Source organism: Chromobacterium subtsugae (assembly GCF_001676875.1).
In the GTDB taxonomy this organism is placed as follows: Bacteria; Pseudomonadota; Gammaproteobacteria; order Burkholderiales; family Chromobacteriaceae; genus Chromobacterium; species Chromobacterium subtsugae.
Genome location: NZ_JYKA01000004.1, coordinates 88602 through 105888, shown reverse-complemented (window position 1 = coordinate 105888; position 17287 = coordinate 88602). Strand labels below are relative to the sequence as shown.

17 protein-coding genes are annotated in these 17287 nt (G+C 65.3%); 8 read left to right on the top strand and 9 right to left on the bottom strand.

Features of this window, described 5'->3' with window-relative positions:
• Positions 1–16 precede the first annotated feature (16 nt).
• Together MY55_RS06265 and arsC are read right to left on the bottom strand one after the other, a co-directional pair.
• Entirely contained in the window at positions 17–517 is a 501-nt protein-coding gene (locus tag MY55_RS06265; protein WP_043576852.1) for a MarR family transcriptional regulator, read from the bottom strand.
• A 166-nt stretch (positions 518–683) separates the two neighbouring features.
• Positions 684–1034 (bottom strand): arsenate reductase (glutaredoxin), encoded by a 351-nt coding sequence (gene arsC, locus MY55_RS06260; protein WP_043576854.1) that lies wholly within the window; start codon positions 1032–1034, stop codon positions 684–686.
• A gap of 161 nt (positions 1035–1195) precedes the next feature.
• Between arsC and MY55_RS06255 the strand changes: the two genes are divergently transcribed.
• Positions 1196–2401, top strand: a complete 1206-nt coding sequence (locus MY55_RS06255) for a multidrug effflux MFS transporter (RefSeq protein ID WP_065202116.1) — start codon at positions 1196–1198, stop codon at positions 2399–2401.
• 37 nt (positions 2402–2438) lie between these two features.
• Here the strand turns inward: MY55_RS06255 and MY55_RS06250 are convergent, their stop codons facing one another.
• From MY55_RS06250 to MY55_RS06240, 3 genes are read right to left on the bottom strand one after another with little or no spacing between them, the layout of a single operon-like run.
• The gene (locus MY55_RS06250; protein ID WP_244270660.1) at positions 2439–3623 is read right to left on the bottom strand and encodes a GumC family protein; all 1185 of its coding nucleotides are present in this window, start codon (positions 3621–3623) and stop codon (positions 2439–2441) included.
• 29 nt (positions 3624–3652) lie between these two features.
• A complete protein-coding gene (locus tag MY55_RS06245; RefSeq protein WP_047237885.1) occupies positions 3653–5602 on the bottom strand; it encodes an SLBB domain-containing protein in 1950 nt (649 codons plus the stop codon).
• A 24-nt stretch (positions 5603–5626) separates the two neighbouring features.
• The gene (locus MY55_RS06240) at positions 5627–8476 is read right to left on the bottom strand and encodes a YjbH domain-containing protein (protein ID WP_065202115.1); all 2850 of its coding nucleotides are present in this window, start codon (positions 8474–8476) and stop codon (positions 5627–5629) included.
• Between the two features lie 22 nt (positions 8477–8498).
• Between MY55_RS06240 and MY55_RS23325 the strand changes: the two genes are divergently transcribed.
• Positions 8499–8774 (top strand): hypothetical protein, encoded by a 276-nt coding sequence (locus MY55_RS23325; RefSeq protein ID WP_155419379.1) that lies wholly within the window; start codon positions 8499–8501, stop codon positions 8772–8774.
• Between the two features lie 82 nt (positions 8775–8856).
• On the opposite strand, the gene MY55_RS06235 is transcribed toward MY55_RS23325, so the two are convergent.
• The 4 genes from MY55_RS06235 to MY55_RS06220 all read right to left on the bottom strand — a co-directional run bounded on the left by MY55_RS06235 (position 8857) and on the right by MY55_RS06220 (position 11316).
• On the bottom strand, positions 8857–9132 hold the full coding sequence (locus MY55_RS06235; protein ID WP_043576864.1) for a hypothetical protein: 276 nt from the start codon (positions 9130–9132) through the stop codon (positions 8857–8859).
• 144 nt (positions 9133–9276) lie between these two features.
• Positions 9277–10218 carry a homoserine kinase gene (gene thrB / locus MY55_RS06230; RefSeq protein WP_047237883.1) on the bottom strand — a complete coding sequence of 314 codons (942 nt, stop codon included), beginning with the start codon at positions 10216–10218 and terminating at the stop codon, positions 9277–9279.
• Between the two features lie 9 nt (positions 10219–10227).
• On the bottom strand, positions 10228–10557 hold the full coding sequence (locus MY55_RS06225) for a DUF2782 domain-containing protein (RefSeq protein ID WP_047237882.1): 330 nt from the start codon (positions 10555–10557) through the stop codon (positions 10228–10230).
• A 30-nt stretch (positions 10558–10587) separates the two neighbouring features.
• Positions 10588–11316: an LOG family protein gene (locus tag MY55_RS06220; RefSeq protein ID WP_021476877.1), complete on the bottom strand. Its 729-nt coding sequence runs from the start codon at positions 11314–11316 to the stop codon at positions 10588–10590.
• A 14-nt stretch (positions 11317–11330) separates the two neighbouring features.
• On the opposite strand from MY55_RS06220, the gene polA reads away from it, so the two are divergent.
• The 6 genes from polA to MY55_RS06190 all read left to right on the top strand — a co-directional run bounded on the left by polA (position 11331) and on the right by MY55_RS06190 (position 17285).
• Positions 11331–14129, top strand: a complete 2799-nt coding sequence (gene polA / locus MY55_RS06215) for a DNA polymerase I (protein WP_080770259.1) — start codon at positions 11331–11333, stop codon at positions 14127–14129.
• Positions 14130–14336: 207 nt separating this feature from the next.
• The gene (locus tag MY55_RS06210) at positions 14337–14879 is read left to right on the top strand and encodes a GspH/FimT family pseudopilin (protein WP_065202114.1); all 543 of its coding nucleotides are present in this window, start codon (positions 14337–14339) and stop codon (positions 14877–14879) included.
• Positions 14866–15372 (top strand): hypothetical protein, encoded by a 507-nt coding sequence (locus tag MY55_RS06205; RefSeq protein WP_043576870.1) that lies wholly within the window; start codon positions 14866–14868, stop codon positions 15370–15372. Before MY55_RS06210 ends, MY55_RS06205 begins: the two co-directional genes overlap by 14 nt.
• Positions 15350–16207 carry a hypothetical protein gene (locus MY55_RS06200; protein WP_146008376.1) on the top strand — a complete coding sequence of 286 codons (858 nt, stop codon included), beginning with the start codon at positions 15350–15352 and terminating at the stop codon, positions 16205–16207. Before MY55_RS06205 ends, MY55_RS06200 begins: the two co-directional genes overlap by 23 nt.
• Before the next feature lie 8 nt (positions 16208–16215).
• Positions 16216–16863: a pilus assembly PilX family protein gene (locus MY55_RS06195; protein ID WP_052878042.1), complete on the top strand. Its 648-nt coding sequence runs from the start codon at positions 16216–16218 to the stop codon at positions 16861–16863.
• Positions 16860–17285, top strand: a complete 426-nt coding sequence (locus tag MY55_RS06190; RefSeq protein WP_043576874.1) for a type IV pilin protein — start codon at positions 16860–16862, stop codon at positions 17283–17285. The genes MY55_RS06195 and MY55_RS06190 overlap by 4 nt, the downstream gene beginning before the upstream one ends.
• Positions 17286–17287: the final 2 nt, after the last annotated feature.

Below are 17287 nucleotides of genomic sequence, written 5' to 3'. Positions count from 1 at the left end.
AAAAGTGCTTGCGGATTCAGCCGCCGAGTTTGCTCAGCAGCTTGCGCATCAGTCGTTCCAGCAGCGCTTTCTCCTCGCTGTCGAAGTCGGCCCACAGGGTTTTGTGGACTTCGCGCGAGTAGGGCAGCAGGCTTTCCACCAGCGCCACGCCGGCGGCGGTGAGTTCCAGCACGATCTTGCGGCGGTCTTCGGAACTGGCGGAGCGCGCGGCCCAGCCGTTCTTCACCAGCTCGTCGGCGATGCGGGTGGCATTGGTGCGGGAGGAGTCCAGCGTCTCGCTGATGTCGCTGGGATTGAGCGCCTGGTTCGGGCAGGCGTACAGCGCCAACAGCGCCATCCAGACGGTTTCGTTCAGGCCGTGCTGCTTCAGGCTCTCGCACATGTGGGCGCTCAGCCGCGGCACGATATGGAAAATCAGCCGGGTGAGGATCACTTCCTGGCGCGGCACGCCGGGGAAGCGGGCCTCGACATGGTTGATCGCCTGTTCCAGTTGGGCAAAGGACTTGTTTGGGCTCATGTGGATATTTTAGTAACGCGCGGTATTATTTTGCAAGAAATAATAACCTCACTAATGACTTGCCAGCTTAGACTGTTGCGTCAATGTCGTTGGCATGATTGGCGGATGGGGAACGGAATGCGAAACGGCCTGCCGGAGGGCAGGCCGCAGGGGGAAAGCGGGAAACTTAGCGGGACAGCAGGAGCAGCACCTGCTCCGGCGGCCGGCCGACGACGGCGCGGCCGTCGCCCACCGCGATCGGGCGCTCGATCAGATTCGGGTTGTCCACCATCGCGGCGATCAGGTGTTTGCGTTCCAGCGTGATGTCGTCAAGGTAGAGGTCGGCGTATTCTTCCTCTTTCTGGCGCATCAGCTCGCGCGGCTCCATGCCCAACAGCTGCAGCAGTCGGTCCAGCTCTTCGGCGCTGGGGGGGTGCTTCAGGTATTCGACGACTTCGACTTCGGCGCCCGCTTCTTCCAGCAGGGCCAGCGCCGCGCGCGATTTCGAACACTTGGGATTGTGGTAAAGACGGATCATCGGGCTTCTCCCTTGTTATGGCGGCGGAATCCGCTCGCTGCGCGTGTGGAAGGTAGCGGCATCGTGGCATGAAAGGCCGAGCCTGCCAAGCTTTGCGGCTGGTGTTTGGCAAGCGGGGTGCTTATCGTTAACATGACAATATTATCTATGATTATTTTTCCATGTCCTCATCCGCGCGCAGCCATTTCGGCCTGGTTTTCCTGCTGGCAGCTCTATCCACCATCGGTCCCTTCTCCATCGATACCTTCCTGCCCGCGATGCGGGCCATCGGCGACAGCCTGGCGGCCTCGCCGCTGCAGATGCAGCAGGCGCTGACGGTTTATCTGTTCTGTTACGCGTTGATGATGCTGTGGCACGGGTCCATTTCCGACGCGATAGGGCGCCGGCCGGTAGTGCTGGCCACCACGCTGCTGTTCGGCCTGGCTTCGCTTGGCTGCGCGCTGTCTGACAGCCTGGGCATGCTGCTGCTGTTCCGTGGCTTGCAGGGCTTGTGCGGCGGCGCCGGCCTGGTGGTCGGCCGGGCGATTATCCGCGACAAGCTGGACGGCGCCGAGGCGCAGCGGCTGATGTCGCATGTGACCATGCTGTTTTCCTTGTCGCCGGCGATTGCGCCGGTGGTGGGCGGCTGGTTGTTCGGCGCCTTCGGCTGGCACTCCATCTTCGTGTTCATGGCCTTGGTCGGCTTCGCCTTGTTCGCCTTGTGCTGGTTCGGCCTGGAGGAAAGCCACCATCGCGAGGCGCGGCAGCCGCTGAAGGTCCGTTATCTGCTGGCCAATTACTGGCAGGTGGGCAAAAAGCGCGATTTCCAGCTGCTGACGGCGGCGGTGTCGTTCAACTTCGCCGGTTTCTTCCTGTATGTGCCGTCGGCGCCGGTATTCCTGATGCAGCACCTGCACCTGGGGCCCAGCCAGTTTCTGTGGATGTTCGGCCCGGTGGTGTCCGGCATCATGTTCGGCGCCTACCTGTCCGGCAGAATGGCGGGCCATGCCTCTCAGCGCGAAATCGTGTCGCGCGGCTATTGGCTGATGTTCGCCGCGGCGCTGGCCAATCTGGCCTACAACCTGGCGGCGGATCAGCTGACGCTGCCGTGGGCGGTGCTGCCGCTGGCGCTGTACACCACCGGCATGTCGCTGGCGGCGCCGTCCATCACGCTCAATCTGATGGACCAGTTTCCTTCGTTGCGCGGCACGGTGTCTTCGCTGCAAGGGTTCTGCCAGACCATGATGTCCAGCCTGGTGGCGGGGGCGCTGGCGCCGCTGGCCTGGGGCAGCCCGCTGCGGCTGGCCTGCGCGATGTGCGTGCTGTTGGCGCTGGGTTTTGTCTGCCGGATGGGCTACCGCTTGCGGATGCGGGCGATAGGACGCTGAAGGGCGCGGCCAGCCGCGTGGGCGGGCCGCGCGCCGCTCAGCCGTTGTTCTTCAGCGCGAACGCGGGTTCGGCCTGGGATGGGCCGCGCCGCGCGCCGCGCTCGTCCAGCCGGGCCCGCAGCAGAGCGGCCAGGGTGCCGACCAGCAAGCCGGCGAACAGGCCAAGCGCCAGCACCAGGCTGCGTTTCGGCTTGCTTCTCAGCTCCGGCGGCACGGCGGCGTCCAACACCTGGATCAGCGAGGAGTCCTTGGCCTCGTCTATCCGCGCCAGCTCGTATTGCTTGGACAGCAGTTCGAAAATGGTTTCCTGATATTTGACTTCGCGCAGCCGGCGCAGGTATTCCAGCCCGCTTTGCGCTACCTTGCCGGTTGGCACCAGCATGTCCCGGCCGTTGCCGTCGCCGGTTTCCAGTTTGGCGAGCTGCTCGCGCAGGCCGGCCAGCTCCTGCTCGGCGCGGATGTAGAGCGGGTTCTGCGCGGTGGCGAAGCTCTTCATCGCTTCCAGCTGCACTTCTTTGGCGGCGATATTGGTGCGCAGCTGGGTGACCGAGCCGACGATCGCCGGCAGTTGGCCTTCCGGCAATACCATGCCGGTTTTTTCCTGGGTTTTGCGCAGTTCGCTTTCGGCTTCGGTCAGCAGGTCTTTGGTTTGCTTCAGCTGCTGTTCGAAGAACAGGCGGCGTTTGGCGGCGTCGGTCACCGCCAGCGACTGGTTCACCGCCTTCAGCTCCTCGACGTAGCCATTCGCCAGCGCCGCGGCGAATTTGGGGTCGCCGTCGTCGACGCTGATGCTGATCAGTCCGTCCTTGCCGTTGGCGAAGCTGCTCAGGCTTTGCAGCGCCTTGCGCGTCGCGTCCATGGTGTCCTGCTGGTAGCGCTGTTTCAACTGGTAGCGTTGGATCAGCTTGTCGGCCACGCTGCGGCTTTGCAGCATGCCGATATAGAGGTCGTTCGGGCTTTTCAGGCCGGTAAGGCCGCCGGCGGCGCCGGCCAGCCCGCCCAGCTGGCCCAGCAGCGCGCTCATGCCGTTGTTTTGCTGCTGCGGGGGCATGATGCTGGTGGTGGCGGTGAAAACCGGTTTCGCCAGCAGGCAATAGGCCAGCGCCGCCGCGCCGAACAGCAAGGTGCTGGAGGCGATCCAGCGCTTGTGGCGCGCCAGCTGCGCCAGCAGGGTCGGCAGGTCGACTTCGTCCTTGGCGCGCCCATCGGTTGCGGTTTGCATCTGCGTCTCCTTCGCTGTCGGGTTCATGCTCACTTCAGCACTTTCAGGCCTGCGGCGCCGAGGCCGAACTGATACAGGATGGAGGTCCACTCCTTCAACGACTGGGTCCAGCTGCCGGCGTTCAGTTCTTCCGGCACGACGATGGTATCGCCCGGATTGATGCGTTTGCCGCCGACTCCGGAGAACCAGCTGCCATTGTTGCTGCTGGCCACGGTGCCGTCGGCGCGTAGCACGTAGATCGACGACTTGTCGCCGCTGTCCACCACGCCGCCGGCCAGCGTCAGGTAGTCGCTGACCGAGCGTTGCGGCCGGTAGATGAAGGCGTTGCTCTGGTAGACCGCGCCCAGCACGTTGACCGTGCCGGGCCGGCGCGGGATTTCCACCTGGTCGCCATCCTGCAGCTCCAGATCCGGCAGGTCCTTGACCTGGGCGTTGGCATCTTTCATCTCCAGCACCACGCGTCCTTCGGCCTTGATTTCGCGCATTTTGGCGGCGATCTGGCGCTGGCGCTCCACCTCGGCCGTCACCGAGGCGATCGCGTCCTTGTCGGTCAGCTTGCCGAGGCGGCCGGCGGCGTTTTGCTCCAGCTCCTTCTCGAAGCGGGCGGACACTTCGTCCAGTTTTTGCTGTTGCATCTGGCGTATGCTTTCGCGTTTGAACTGGGTGGCGAACACATAGCCGTCATCGTTGACGCCGCCGAGGCGCATGATCAGCTGGCGCAAGGTTTCGCCTTTCTGGATCTGGAAGGTGCCGGTGTGGCCGACTTCGCCGCCGACGCTGACGAATTCGTCGTTCTTCTGCACGCTTACCGGCTGCGCGCCTGGCACGTGCAGACGGAAGATGTCGCCGGCCTTCAGCGCGATGCCGGACAGCTGCCGATCGTCGTTCTGCACATGCGCCAGATTGAGGAAGCGGTTGTTCACGCTCTTTTCTATCCACAACTCCTTGCCTTCGGCGGCGGACTCCAGGCCGCCGGCCCAGTGCAGCAGGTTGCCGACGTTGTCGCCATCGCGGAATTCGTAGATGGCCGGAATCTTGACGTCGCCGAGCAGGGCCACGCGCGGGCCGGCGGCGGGAATCTGGATCACGTCGCCATCGCGCAGGGTTTGATCCTCTGACTTGTCGCCATCCACCAGGATCGCGTACAGGTCGACCTTGGCGACCTCCTTGCCGCCGCGCATCAGCGCGACGCGGCGCAGGCTGCCGCTGTCGTCCGGCCCGCCGGCCTTCAGCAGGGCGTTCAGCAGCGTGCTCATCGCGTTGAGGGTATAGCTGCCGGGCTGGCGGGCATGGCCCACCACATACACCTGCACCGAGCGGCTTTGCACCAGGCTGACGCTGAGGTCGAAATTGTTGAATACCCGGCTGACGCTTTTCTTCAGCACGCCTTGCAGATCGCGGTAGCGCACCCCGGCGACGGCGACGCTGCCGACGCGCGGCAGGTAGATCGCGCCGTTGCGGTCCACCGTCATGGTCAGATCGATGTCCACCATGCCCCAGCCCTTGATTTGCAGCTGGTCGCCGTTGCCGATCACGTAGTCGGGATTGACCTGCACGCCGTCCGCCGACTCGAAATTGTTGTACGGGTTGCGGAACAGCTTGCTACCGAAAATCGGCAGGGTCTGCTCGGTGGCTTTCTGGACATAGTCGGCGAACGGCGGCAGCTTGGGTTTGCCGTTCAACGGGTTCAGTTCGTAGCCGTTGTCGTCGAGATAAGGCTGGTTGCGCTGCGGATAAGCCTGGTTGCTCCGGCCGTTCTGTTGTTGTAGTTGCGGGAATGGCTTGTCGAATGCCTGCTGGCCGGTGGGCAGGCTGTTGATCGCGGGGAGCCCGTTGTTGTTGTCGGTTTCATAGCCGGGCATGGTGGTGCTGGGGTAGCTGACGTTGCCGCCGCCGGCGGCCTGCGGGCAGCTGCTGATCGCCAGCAGGCATAGCGCCAATAGGGTTTTTCCGCTCGATTTCAAGATGCTTGCAGTCATGGCTTGGCTTCCCGCTATTGAGACTTATTGGATGGGTATCTGAAGCTGCACCCCTACCTGCTTGGGGCTGACGATCACATTGCTGCGGTAACGGCTGTCGTCGCGCTGGGCCTGCCACAGCCAGTTGCCCACCAGGTAGCCGAGGAAGCCGCCGACGGTGACGTCGGACAGCCAGTGGTCGCGGCTGGCCAGCCGGCCGACCGAGCCGAAGGCGGCGACGCCGTACAGCCAGGGCTGGTCGTATTCTTTGGCGAACGGGGTGACGGCGGCGAACAGCACGGCGGCGTGGTTCGAGGTGAAGCTGCTTTGCAGCCGGGATTCTCCCGACGGCTGGGTGCTCCAGGGACCGGCGCCGGCGTCGGGCCGCGCGCGGTTGACCAAGCCTTTGAGCAGCTCGCTGCCTGCCACTGCCGCGGCGCTGGATTCCAGCGCGATCAAGCCAGTGTTGCTCAGCCTGTCGTCGCCCAATGCGAACGCCGCGCCGGACAGGGCCGCCGCGGCGTAGGGCAGGTCCTTGCCGAGCTTGCCCCAGTCCTTCACCAGGCGGTTCTGCTCATGCTGTTGGAAAGCGCGATTGACCGACCGGTCCAGCGCCATCGCGGTCAGGGTGGCGAAGCCGATGGTGCCCAGCGCGGCGGCCTTGTCGTCCATTTGCAGCCACTGAGTGCCGGAATCTTCCAGCCGCATCCGGATCATCGGCCACGGGTGGTAGCTGGGCTGCGGCGGATTGACCGCGGGCAGGTTCTGCTCGTCGGGGCGTTCGGCGAAATTGCCCAGGCCGTCGTAGGCGTTGATGTCGCGCTTCGGGTCGCTGAGGATTTCGTACAAGTCGCCAGGCGTCATCACCATCTGGCCGACGTCGCGGGTCCACGGCGACAGCGAGAAGTCGCCGGCGGTGCGGCTGTCGAAGGTCAGCAGGCTGTTGAGCGGAATGGTGAAGAACATCCCCTTGTCGTTGTATGGCTTGGACGGCGTGCCGGGGCTGGTGATGTCGTTGCCGTTGGTCTTGGTGTACCAGAAGCCGGCCTCTATGCCCGAGTGGAAGCGGCGCTTCAACTCCAGCCGCGCGCCGTCGTCCTTGGCCAGGAAGCGGCCGGCGCGCACGGTGGCGGTGACGCCCAGCGGCAGTTGGTAGTGCATGGCGGCGAGCGCGGTGATGGTCTGGTAGTCGCGCTTGCCGAACCAGCCCTGGACGTCGCGTTGCTGCAGCGCGTCCACGGTCAAGTCCACCGCCCAGTTCTTCACGCCGGGGTAGTAGAGGATCTGGCCGCCGGCGCCGCGGTACATTTCCTCGTAGATGCCGACGGAAGCCCGGGCATAGGTATTGGGCGACAGCGTCATGTACTGGTTGAGCATGAAGCGGTTCAGCTTGGGCGCCTTGACGCGCTTGTAGTCGGCGATATCGGAGCGCACGTGCGGCAGCAGGCTGTTGGACGGTTGCGTCACGGCGGTGATGGTGTTGTAGAGGTCGGCGCTCAGCGCGCTGTCCAGATACAGGCCCTTGGCGAGCCGGCGCTTGTAGGTGGCCTCGGCCATGATGTCGTAGTGGAAGGCGCCGCTGGGGTCGTTGAAATAGACGCCGAATTTCGGCGCCATGTGGAAATGGTTGTCTTCGGCGTCGTTGCTGGTGACTTGAACCAGGTCGCCCTCCTGGTTGGTCAGCAGGTTGAGCTGGATGCTTTCCTTCAGGCCTTGGGCCAGCGACTGGCTGGCCAGCGGCTGGGTTTCCTCGTCGCGGCCCGGACGGATGTTGACGGTTTCCAGGAAGCGGGCGCGGTTGGCCTTGCCCAGCAAGTAGTCGTTGAGCGTGGGCATGTCGTAAAAGCTGTATGTGGCGACCGGCTGCTCGAACTCGGTGTAAACCACCTTGATTTCGCGCGTTTCCAGCGGCGCGAAATAGAGCGCGGTGCGCACGGCGCGGCCTACAGCGCGGCCGACATTGGAGATGCGGCTGTTGCTCAGCTCCAGCACCAGCGCGTCGCGCTGCATGGCGATGCGGATGTTCTTGAAGTCCTGCTTGGCGAGCGCGGTCGCCAGCTGGCTGGCGTAGTCGCCGCTGTCCTTCCATTGCGCCAGCGTGGGGCGTGAAGGCAGGTCGGGGCCGCCGCGGAAGTAGTCAGGCTCCTGGATCTTGGGCACGAACTCCTTCACGTTCAGCGGGATGTCGATGTGGGCATTGACGCTGTTGAGGGTTTTCTGCCGGGCGACTTGCAGGCCCAGCCAGCCCCATTGGTATTCGATGCCGACCACCGGGCCTTTTTTCCGGTCGGCGGCCAGCGTGCTGGATTCGTAGGGATCCTGCCGGTAGTTGTTGGCGTCGTACTCGGCGACCAGCGACCAGTTGGGCAGCGCTTGCGGCGTATAGCGCAGGCCGCCGAATGCGCCTTGTATGCGGTCCTTGCCATAGCCCAGCGAAGCCTCCAGGCCGGGCAGCAGATTCTTGCTGGCGACCAGATAGGTGCTTTTCCATAGCCGGTTGCCGACGATGTCGGTCGTGCCCAGCGAGATTTCCGGCATCAGCGCGGATTCGTCCCACAGCTTGAATTTCAAGTCTATGGCCTTGTCTTTGTACCTGCCGTAATTGCCGCCATATTGCGGATTGTCGAAACCGGGAATGCCGGAGATGGACGTGTAGCGTCCCGACACTTCCAGCCAGGGCAGCACCGTGGTGGAAGTCCATAGCACGCCGTACGGCTTGTCATAGCCGTAGCCAAGGCTGAAGGTGCCGTCTTCGCCGACGCGGGCCGACGGCATGTTGACATAGCCCATCTGCCCGGTCAGCGATGGTTGGGCGATGGCGCTGCAGGCGAAAAGCAGCGGCAAGCCCCCTTGTAACACCCCCGAAGCCAGATAGCGTCTGGATTTGTTCTGCATTGCTGCGGCCTGGATTTATTCGATGCAGCCATCGCTGCTTATTGCCGGCCTGAAAGGCGGCCCCCTTGTATCCATCGCCAACGGGCCAGGGGAAGCGGAAAACCAAGAGGATGATCCTGTGCGCGCCCGCCGCCGCGGCGCATTTTCTGACGGCGCGCGGTTGGCGGAGATGCGGAATGGATCAAGTTTTCAGAACAGCCCCTTGAGTCGCGTCAATCATACGGCCTTGCTGGCGGCAGATTTTTGCTGCGTTTCATATCACGCAAACGACACTATGCGATGCTTTGCTATTTTTTAGTTTTGAGAGTCAAAGCCGGCAGGCGTGATGACAGCCATCCGCCTGCCTGGCGAGGAGCCGCGTAATCACGGCGCTCCGGCGCTTAGTGGTGCGTGGCGGCGGAGTGGGAGGACGAGGAGTTGCTGTTGCTGGAGACTGCGACGGCGGCGGCGACGGCTGCGCCGATGGCGGCGATGGTGCCGACGCTGAGGCCCGCGATGCCGGCGGTGGTGCCGGCGATGCCTGCGGTGCCGGCGGTGGCGGTGCCGGCCGTGCCTGCGGTTCCGGCAGTGCCGCCGACGGTTTCTTCGCCGGCGGCGAACGCCGGGCTAGCGAGCATGACGGCCAGGGTAACGGTGATGATTTTTTTTAGCAGCATGATGAATCCTTTGCTCAGGTTGAACTACGGGAATCCGGAAAACAGCTACTACTCATCACTGATGTTAAGTGAATTTTCACACTTTTCAAGTGGAATCCGATGACAACATTGTGAACATGGCAATGCGGCCATCGGAAAAGGCGGTCAATCCAGCCAGAAGACCGTGCGTTGGCCGTGGTCTCGCAACAGTTGCCGGAAAACCGCGGGGTCCTTGGTATAGGTCAGTTCTCCGCTGGCCGGCTGGTAAAGATCCTGCAGCCGCGAAACCCAGAAGCGCAGCGCGGCGGCGCGCAGCATCACCGGCCAGCTGGCGCGCTCGTCCGGATTCAGCTGCCGCTCCGACTGGTAGCCGTCCAGCAGCGCTTTCGCCAGCGCGTCGTCCAGGCTGCCGTCGTCGCGGCGCGCCCAGTCGTTGACCGCGATCGCCACGTCGTACAGCAGGATGTCGTTGCAGGCGTAGTAGAAGTCGATGAAGCCGGCGATCTGCTCGCCGTTCATCAGCACGTTGTCGCGGAACAGGTCGGCGTGGATCACGCCGGACGGCAGATGGTCGAAGCGGTGCCCGTCCTGAAACTGGATTTCGGCGCGCAGCAAGTCCGCTTCCTCGGCCGGCAGCTGCGGGTATAGCTGCTGCGCGACGCGGCTCCACCAGCGCGGTCCGCGCGGGTTCTGCATTTTCAGCGGGAAGGTGGCGGAGGCTTTGTGCATCTGCGCCAGCATTTCGCCGACTGCGCGGCAATGGGCGGCCGTGGGCGCGCTGACGTCCGCGCCCTGCAGGCAGGTGACCAGGCAGGCCGGTTTGCCGGCCAGCGTCGAAGCGAAGCGGTCGGTGTGGTCGGCGATGGGGGCGGGGCAGGCCACGCCGTGCCTGGCCAGATGGCTCATCAGCGACAGGTAGAACGGCAGTTCGTCCAGTTGCAGGGTTTCGAACAGCGTCAGCACATAGCGGCCGTGCGTGGTGGTGACGAAATAATTGGTATTGGTGATGCCCGCCGCGATGCCTTGCAGCTCCAGCAGCTGGCCCAGCGCATAGCCCTGCAGCCATTGCTGCAGGCTTTCGCGGCTGACCGTGGTGTAAACCGACATGCCTGCTCCTCAGAAACGAACCAGCACCCAGCGCGGGATCATGATGCGGGTGGCGGGGTCGACCTGCTTCATGGTGCCGGAGCCGTTGTCGTCGATCAGGTAATACGGCACGCCGTGCCCTGGCGTCACCTTCACCATGTACAACTGGCCGTTCAGCCGGTATTCCTCGATCTTCTCGTCGCCTTTCTGGATCAGCCGCACTTCCGGCTCGGGTTCTGCGGAGTTGTCCTGGCTGATGATGGGGGGCGGAGGCACCACCGCCTTGGCCGGCGCGGAGGCGTCGGCGGCGAAGGCGGGGGCCAGCGGCAGGAGTAGAAGCAGGGCGGTGAGGCGGCGCATGGTTTGTCCTTATTGATTGGTATGCGGTGGTTACAGGTTGAGCAGCTGCTCGCGCTCTTCGGGCAAGGCGTCGAAGCCGCGGGTCTCGTAGTGTTTGAAAATGGTGTCGACGATCTGCTGCGGGTCGTCGATCAGCTGGATCAGGTTGAGGTCGTCCGGGTTGATCATGCCTTCGCTGACCAGGCGGTCTTTCACCCAGTCCAAGAGGCCGGTCCAGAATTCGCTGCAGCACAGGATGATGGGAATCTTGCGGCTCTTGCCGGTCTGGATCAGCGTCAGCGCCTCGAACATCTCGTCCAGCGTGCCGAAGCCGCCGGGCATCACTACGTAGGCGATCGCGTGCTTGACGAACATCACCTTGCGGCTGAAGAAGTGGTTGAACTTGACCGACAGGTCCTGGTAATCGTTGGGTTTTTGTTCGTGTGGCAGCACGATGTTGAGCGCCACCGACGGACTTCTGCCGTAAAATGCCCCCTTGTTGGCGGCCTCCATGATGCCGGGGCCGCCGCCGGATATCACCGAGAAGCCGGAATCGGACAGACGCCGCGCCACGTCCTCGGTCAATTTGTAGTATTTGTGATCGCGCGGCGTGCGCGCGCTGCCGAATATGCTCACCGCCGGGGTAATGCCTTGCAGTTCCTCGGCCGACTCGACAAACTCCGACAATATCTTCATCACGTGCCAGGCCTCGCGGGAACGGAAGCGCTGCATCATGGCGTGACGGTCACTGGTCTGCGGCAACTTATCGGACAAGCTCATACTTCTGCCTCTTTATGAAAACATTGTTATTGATCGACGGCTCTTCTTACTTGTACCGCGCCTTTCACGCGATGCCCGATTTGCGTTCCCCGGATGGCCGCCCGGTGGGGGCTGTCTATGGCATGGTGAACATGCTCAGGCGGCTGGAGAAGGAGGTTGAATTCGATTATAGCGCCTGCGTCTTCGACGCGAAGGGCAAGACCTTCCGCGACGACCTGTACCCCGAATACAAGGCCAATCGCCCGTCGATGCCCGAGGAGCTTGCCTCCCAGATTACGGCGGTCCACGACGTGGTGCAAGCCTCCGGCTGGCCGATGCTGGTGGTGCCGGGGGTGGAGGCGGACGACGTGATCGGCACGCTGGCGCGCCTGGGCGCGGCGGCCGGCATGAAGGTGATCGTCTCCACTGGCGACAAGGACATGGCGCAGCTGGTGACGCCAGATGTCACCCTGGTCAACACCATGACCAACGAGCTGCTGGACGAAGCCGGGGTGAAGGAGAAGTTCGGCGTGCCGCCGAACCGGATCATCGACTACCTGACCCTGATCGGCGACAAGGTCGACAATGTGCCCGGCGTCGACAAGTGCGGGCCGAAGACCGCGGTGAAGTGGCTGGAGGAATACGGCAGCCTGGACGCCATCGTCGCCCAGGCCGATAGCGTCGGCGGCAAGGTGGGCGAGAACCTGCGCGCCGCGCTGGACTGGCTGCCGATGGGCAAGCGGCTGATCACCATCGATTGCGAGGTGAACCTGGCGACGGACTTGCCGCACGGCCTGCCGGGCCTGCAGCACGGCCGGAAGGACAAGCCGCGGCTGGCCGAGCTGTTCCAGGATCTGGGCTTCCGCACCTTCTACCGCGAGGTGACCGAGGGGGCGGAGATGCCGGCTGTCGCCCAGCGCGGCGAGGACGCGCCCGCCGCGCCGCGCGGCGATCAGGCCCAGGGCGACATGTTCGCCGAACCGGCCGCAGCGCCGGCGGCCCAAGCCGCCCCGGCCGAAGCCGCGCTGACGCGCCATTACGAAACGATATTGACCGAAGCCCAGCTGGACGCCTGGCTGGAAAAACTGGCGGCGGCCAGGGTGGTGTCGTTCGACACCGAAACCACCAGCCTCGATCCGATGCAGGCGCGCATCGTCGGCGTCAGTTTCTCGGTGGAGGCCGGCCATGCCGCCTACCTGCCGCTGGACCACCACTACGCCGGCGCGCCGGAGCAGCTGGGGCTGGATGCCGCGCTGGCCAAGCTCAAGCCGTGGCTGGAGGACGCCAGCCAGAAAAAGTGCGGACAGAACCTGAAGTACGACTGCCACGTGCTGGCCAACCACGGCATCGCCCTGCGCGGCATCGCCGATGATTCGATGCTGGCCTCCTACGTGCTGGAAAGCCACCAGCGCCACAATATGGACGATCTGGCGCGCCGCCATCTGGGCGAGAACACCGTCAGCTACGAGGACATCTGCGGCAAGGGCGCCAAGCAGATCGGTTTCGGCGAGGTGGACGTCGACATCGCCGCCAATTATTCGGCGGAGGACGCCGACATCACGCTCAGGCTCAACCAGTATTTCGCCGGCGAGCTGTCCGGCGATCTGGAAAAGGTCTACCGCGACATCGAGCTGCCGGTGGCCGAAGTGCTGTTCAAGATGGAACGCCACGGCGTGCTGATCGACCGCGACAAGCTGGCGGCGCAGAGCCACCAACTGGGCAGCCAGATGCTGGAACTGGAGCAGCAAGCTTACGAGCTGGCCGGCCAGCCATTCAATCTGAACTCGCCCAAACAGCTGCAGGAGATCCTGTTCGGCAAGCTGGCGATCCCGACCAAGGGCGTCAAGAAGACGCCGAGCGGCGGCTATTCCACCGACGAGTCGGTACTGGAGCAACTGGCGCTGGACCATCCGCTGCCGAAGTGCATTCTGGAGTATCGCGGCCTGGCCAAGCTGAAGTCCACCTACACCGACAAGCTGCCGACGCTGATTTATCCACAGACCGGCCGCGTGCATACGACTTATGCACAGGCGGTGGCGATCACCGGCCGCCTGGCCAGCAACGATCCCAATCTGCAGAACATCCCGGTGCGCACCGCCGAGGGCCGCCGCGTGCGCGAAGCCTTCATCGCGCCGGCCGGCTGGCAGATCGTGTCGGCCGACTATTCGCAGATCGAGCTGCGCATCATGGCCCATCTGTCCGACGACGAGGGCATGCTGAAGGCCTTCGCCAGCGGCGAGGACATCCACCGCGCCACCGCGGCCGAGGTGTTCGGCGTCGATCTCGGCGCGGTCACGTCCGACCAGCGCCGCGCGGCCAAGGCGATCAACTTCGGCCTGATCTACGGCATGAGCGCGTTTGGTTTGGCCGCCCAGTTGGATATCGAGCGCAGCGCCGCCCAGCAGTACATCGACCGCTACTTCATGCGCTATCCGGGCGTGGCCGAGTACATGCAGACCACCCGCGAGAAGGCGCGCGAGCAGGGCTATGTCGAAACGGTGTTCGGCCGCCGCCTGTACCTGCCCGACATCAAGCTGTCCAATCCTGGCCGCCGCGCCGGCGCCGAGCGCGCGGCGATCAACGCGCCGATGCAGGGCACCGCCGCCGATCTGATCAAGCTGGCGATGATCGCGGTGCAGGCTTGGCTGGAGCGCGACGGCTTGCAGAGCAAGCTGATCATGCAGGTGCATGACGAACTGGTGCTGGAGGTGCCGCAGGCCGAGCTGGAGTTGGTCAAGCGGCGTTTGCCGGAAATCATGGCCGGCGCGGCGGCGCTGAAAGTGCCGCTGCTGGCCGAGGTCGGCGCTGGCGACAGCTGGGAGGCGGCGCACTGAGCGCCAGCGGCAAATCATCATAACGGCGTCTGCGGACGCCGTTTTTTCGTCCAGCGGTTCCGCCGGGGATTTTCCTTTTCGCATCACTTCCAACCTGAACTTTGGTCTGGCCGACCATGGCCGTTTTCCGGCTTTGGGACAGGGGAGGCGGCGGAGTTCGCGATGTTTTTCCAGACTGTGGGCTGTTCCGTCATTCGCGGAGAAAGCATGGGCATAGCCAAGCAGGCCGGGATTTCATTGCTGGAATGGATGACCGTGCTGGCCATCGTCGCCATCGGCAGCGGCAGCGCGCTGCCTTTGCTCGACCGCTCGCTGGAGCGGCAGCGGCTGCGCGGCCATGGCCTGGCCTTGCTGGGCAGCCTGCAATACGCGCGCGCCCAGGCCTTGCGGCGCAATCAGCCGGTTTATCTGTGCGCGGCCAATCTGAAACGCAACCGCGAGCTGCAGGGCTGCCTGCCGCCTCAGGCGGGGCCGCAGGCGGTTTGGCCGGAGGGCGCGCTGGTCTACGCCGACCGCGGCGCCGGCAATGGCTATTACGACAGCGGCGAACGCTTGAAGCTGGCGATGTTCGACGGCGCCCGAGTGGCCGTGCGCGCGCCGGCGCGGCAATTGACGCTGACGGCGGAGGGACGCTTGCGCGAGGCCGGCGCCATGGTGTTCCGTCTGTCCGGCGGCCGCCAGTGCCTGGCGCTGACGCTGGCTGAGGATGGGCGGGCCAGGCTGGGAGAGGTGTCCGATGATTGCGGCTAGGCGGCGCCAGGCCGGCTTCGGCCTGCTGGAAACCATGGTGGCGCTGCTGGCGTGGATGCTGGCCTTGCTGGCGCTGGCCGGCATGCTGGCGCGTTCGCTGCAGCATGTGCGCGACGCCGAGCTGCGCGGCCGCATCGACGACGCGGTGGCCGACCTGGCCAGCGCCATCCAGTCCCGGCCGGACAGCTTGTGGCCGCATTATCTGGAAAGCGGCTATGACGATCATCTGACGGCTGGCGAGTGCGCGGGGCCGTGCACTTCCGCGCAGCTGGCGGCCGCCGATCTCGGCCATTTCAAGCAGGCGCTGCGCGCGGGCAGCAGCCGCGCCGAACAGGTGAGGGCGGTGGTGTGCCGCGGCGACGGCGGCGTGCCGCCCACCCTCGCCCGGCCGGGCTGCGGCGCGCAGGGGGAGTTGGCGATACGGGTGGCCTGGCGCAGCCGCGCCGGCCGGCAATGGCAGGAGCATGCCGGTGTCTGGCCGCTGCAGCCCTGAACGCGCGCGGCAGCGCGGTTCCTTGTTGTTGGGCCAATTGGTGGCGCTGGCCTTGCTGTCTTACGTGCTGGCGCAGGCGGTGTCGTCTTACGGGGTGGCCGACCGCGCGGTGCGCTTGGCCGGACAGGGCCTGGAGCGGCGGCAGGAGGCGCGCTGGGCGATGCGGCAGCTGGCGCAGGATTTGTCCATGCACGGCCGTCTGGGATGCGCGCAAGAAGCCTGGCGGCGCGAGGATTTCGGCCAGACTGCGTGGACGCTGTCGCTGCCCGGGCGCTGGCTGCGGCACCGGCAGGCGGTGCTGGACGACGCGGGCGGACTGAGCCGCCTGCTGCTGGAGCCGCAGGACAGCGACTGGCGCGCTTGGCGCGAGAGCCGGCTGGTCAGCTGCGGACAATCGCTGCGCTTGGCCGGAGGCGAGGCAAGCTGGAGCGGCGGCGCGGCGACGCCGTCGCTGGAGCTGTCTCCGGCGCTGGCCGCGGGCAGCTTGCACCTGCCCTCTTTGCAGCTGTGGCTGCCGCGGCAGCGCCAGTACCGCCTGCTGCGTCCGGGGCGATCGGGGCAGTTGCTGATGCGCGATGCGCTGGGCGGCATCGCCGACGGCGGCGAGCGGGTGGCGTTGGATGGGGTGAAGTCGCTGTCGCTGCGGGTGCTGGCGCAAACCGGCTGCGGGCCGGATGCGCGCTGGGCCTGGCGCGGCATCGACTCGTTGACGGCTGGCGAGGCCGGCCGCCTGGCGGCGGCGCGGGTGACGATGGAGTGGTATCCGGATAGCGGGGAGGACAAGGTGATCAAGCTGAGCCATGACGCGGCGCTGACGCCGTTGCAGCCATGCTAAGGCGCGCGGTGAGGGCCAGCCGCCAGCGCGGCGGCGCTTTGTTGCTGGTGTTGTCCTTGCTGGCGGCGCTGAGCATGCTGGCCTTGTCCTCGTCCCAGCTGACGATCAGCGCGCAGCGGCTGGCGGACAATGTCCAGGATCGGCGGCGGGCGCAGCTGTTGGCGCGGCAGGCGCTGCTGGGCGCCGAGGACTGGGTGTGGCGGCTGGACCGCCGGCTGGACATGGCGGCCCTGGCCGCCCGGCCGGCGGAGCTGTATGGCGAGGGCCGGCTGTTTCCGCCCAGCTGCCATGGTCCGCAGGGCAAGGGCCTGTGCGAGCCCAAGGAACCGCCGGAACGCCGCGCGAACGGCGCGGTGCCGCTGCTGCATCCCTGCGGCAACAGCCGCGCCTTTCCGCTGGAGCCGGAGCCGGCGCAGTCCAGGTGTCCGCAGCAAGTGCGCAGCGGCGGGCTCAGCTGGGCCAATCCGCGCTACGTGGTGGAGCTGATCGATCCCGGCTTCCTGGCGCGGGACGGATCGCCCGGGCGTTTGTACCGGATCACGGTGCGGGCCTGGGGCCGCACGCCTTACAGCTCGGTCACCCTGCAAAGCTGGTACCGGGTGGGCGACGGCGAGGCGGCGGGGCGGCGTTTGAACTGGGAGGAGCGCAGGGAATGAAGACAAATGTCGGCGGCTTCAGCCTGCTGGAACTGGTCGGCTGCATGGCGATCGCCGCATTGCTGCTGGCGGTGGCGCTGCCGGGCTACCAGTCATACTTGCAGCGCGCCCGGCTGGAGGAGGCGCGCTCGGCCTTGCTGGAGGACAACCACTTCATGCAGCGCTGGTATCACGAGCACGGCGTGTTTCACCAGGAGGGGCCGCTGGCCTGGCCGGCATTGCCGGTGATCGAGACCGCCGCTTTCGATATCGGCTTCAGCAGCGCGTTGCCGTCGGCCGACAATGTCGAGCAGACCAGCTTCATCATCGAGGCCAGGGCGAAAACCGGTTCCGGCCTGGAGGAGTGGCTGCTGAAGCTGGACCAGGATGGCAATATCCGCCAGTGCCGCCAGGACGGCGGCGGCGAGCAGTGTCGGCCGTGAAG

Excerpts from the sequence above, each read along its gene's own strand:
- MY55_RS06265 (WP_043576852.1), bottom strand. The coding sequence starts at position 517 with ATGAGCCCAAACAAGTCCTTTGCCCAACTGGAACAGGCGATCAACCAT.
- arsC (WP_043576854.1), bottom strand. The coding sequence starts at position 1,034 with ATGATCCGTCTTTACCACAATCCCAAGTGTTCGAAATCGCGCGCGGCG.
- MY55_RS06255 (WP_065202116.1), top strand. The coding sequence starts at position 1,196 with ATGTCCTCATCCGCGCGCAGCCATTTCGGCCTGGTTTTCCTGCTGGCA.
- MY55_RS06250 (WP_244270660.1), bottom strand. The coding sequence starts at position 3,623 with ATGCAAACCGCAACCGATGGGCGCGCCAAGGACGAAGTCGACCTGCCG.
- MY55_RS06245 (WP_047237885.1), bottom strand. The coding sequence starts at position 5,602 with ATGACTGCAAGCATCTTGAAATCGAGCGGAAAAACCCTATTGGCGCTA.
- MY55_RS06240 (WP_065202115.1), bottom strand. The coding sequence starts at position 8,476 with ATGCAGAACAAATCCAGACGCTATCTGGCTTCGGGGGTGTTACAAGGG.
- MY55_RS23325 (WP_155419379.1), top strand. The coding sequence starts at position 8,499 with ATGCAGCCATCGCTGCTTATTGCCGGCCTGAAAGGCGGCCCCCTTGTA.
- MY55_RS06235 (WP_043576864.1), bottom strand. The coding sequence starts at position 9,132 with ATGCTGCTAAAAAAAATCATCACCGTTACCCTGGCCGTCATGCTCGCT.
- thrB (WP_047237883.1), bottom strand. The coding sequence starts at position 10,218 with ATGTCGGTTTACACCACGGTCAGCCGCGAAAGCCTGCAGCAATGGCTG.
- MY55_RS06225 (WP_047237882.1), bottom strand. The coding sequence starts at position 10,557 with ATGCGCCGCCTCACCGCCCTGCTTCTACTCCTGCCGCTGGCCCCCGCC.
- MY55_RS06220 (WP_021476877.1), bottom strand. The coding sequence starts at position 11,316 with ATGAGCTTGTCCGATAAGTTGCCGCAGACCAGTGACCGTCACGCCATG.
- polA (WP_080770259.1), top strand. The coding sequence starts at position 11,331 with ATGAAAACATTGTTATTGATCGACGGCTCTTCTTACTTGTACCGCGCC.
- MY55_RS06210 (WP_065202114.1), top strand. The coding sequence starts at position 14,337 with ATGGGCATAGCCAAGCAGGCCGGGATTTCATTGCTGGAATGGATGACC.
- MY55_RS06205 (WP_043576870.1), top strand. The coding sequence starts at position 14,866 with ATGATTGCGGCTAGGCGGCGCCAGGCCGGCTTCGGCCTGCTGGAAACC.
- MY55_RS06190 (WP_043576874.1), top strand. The coding sequence starts at position 16,860 with ATGAAGACAAATGTCGGCGGCTTCAGCCTGCTGGAACTGGTCGGCTGC.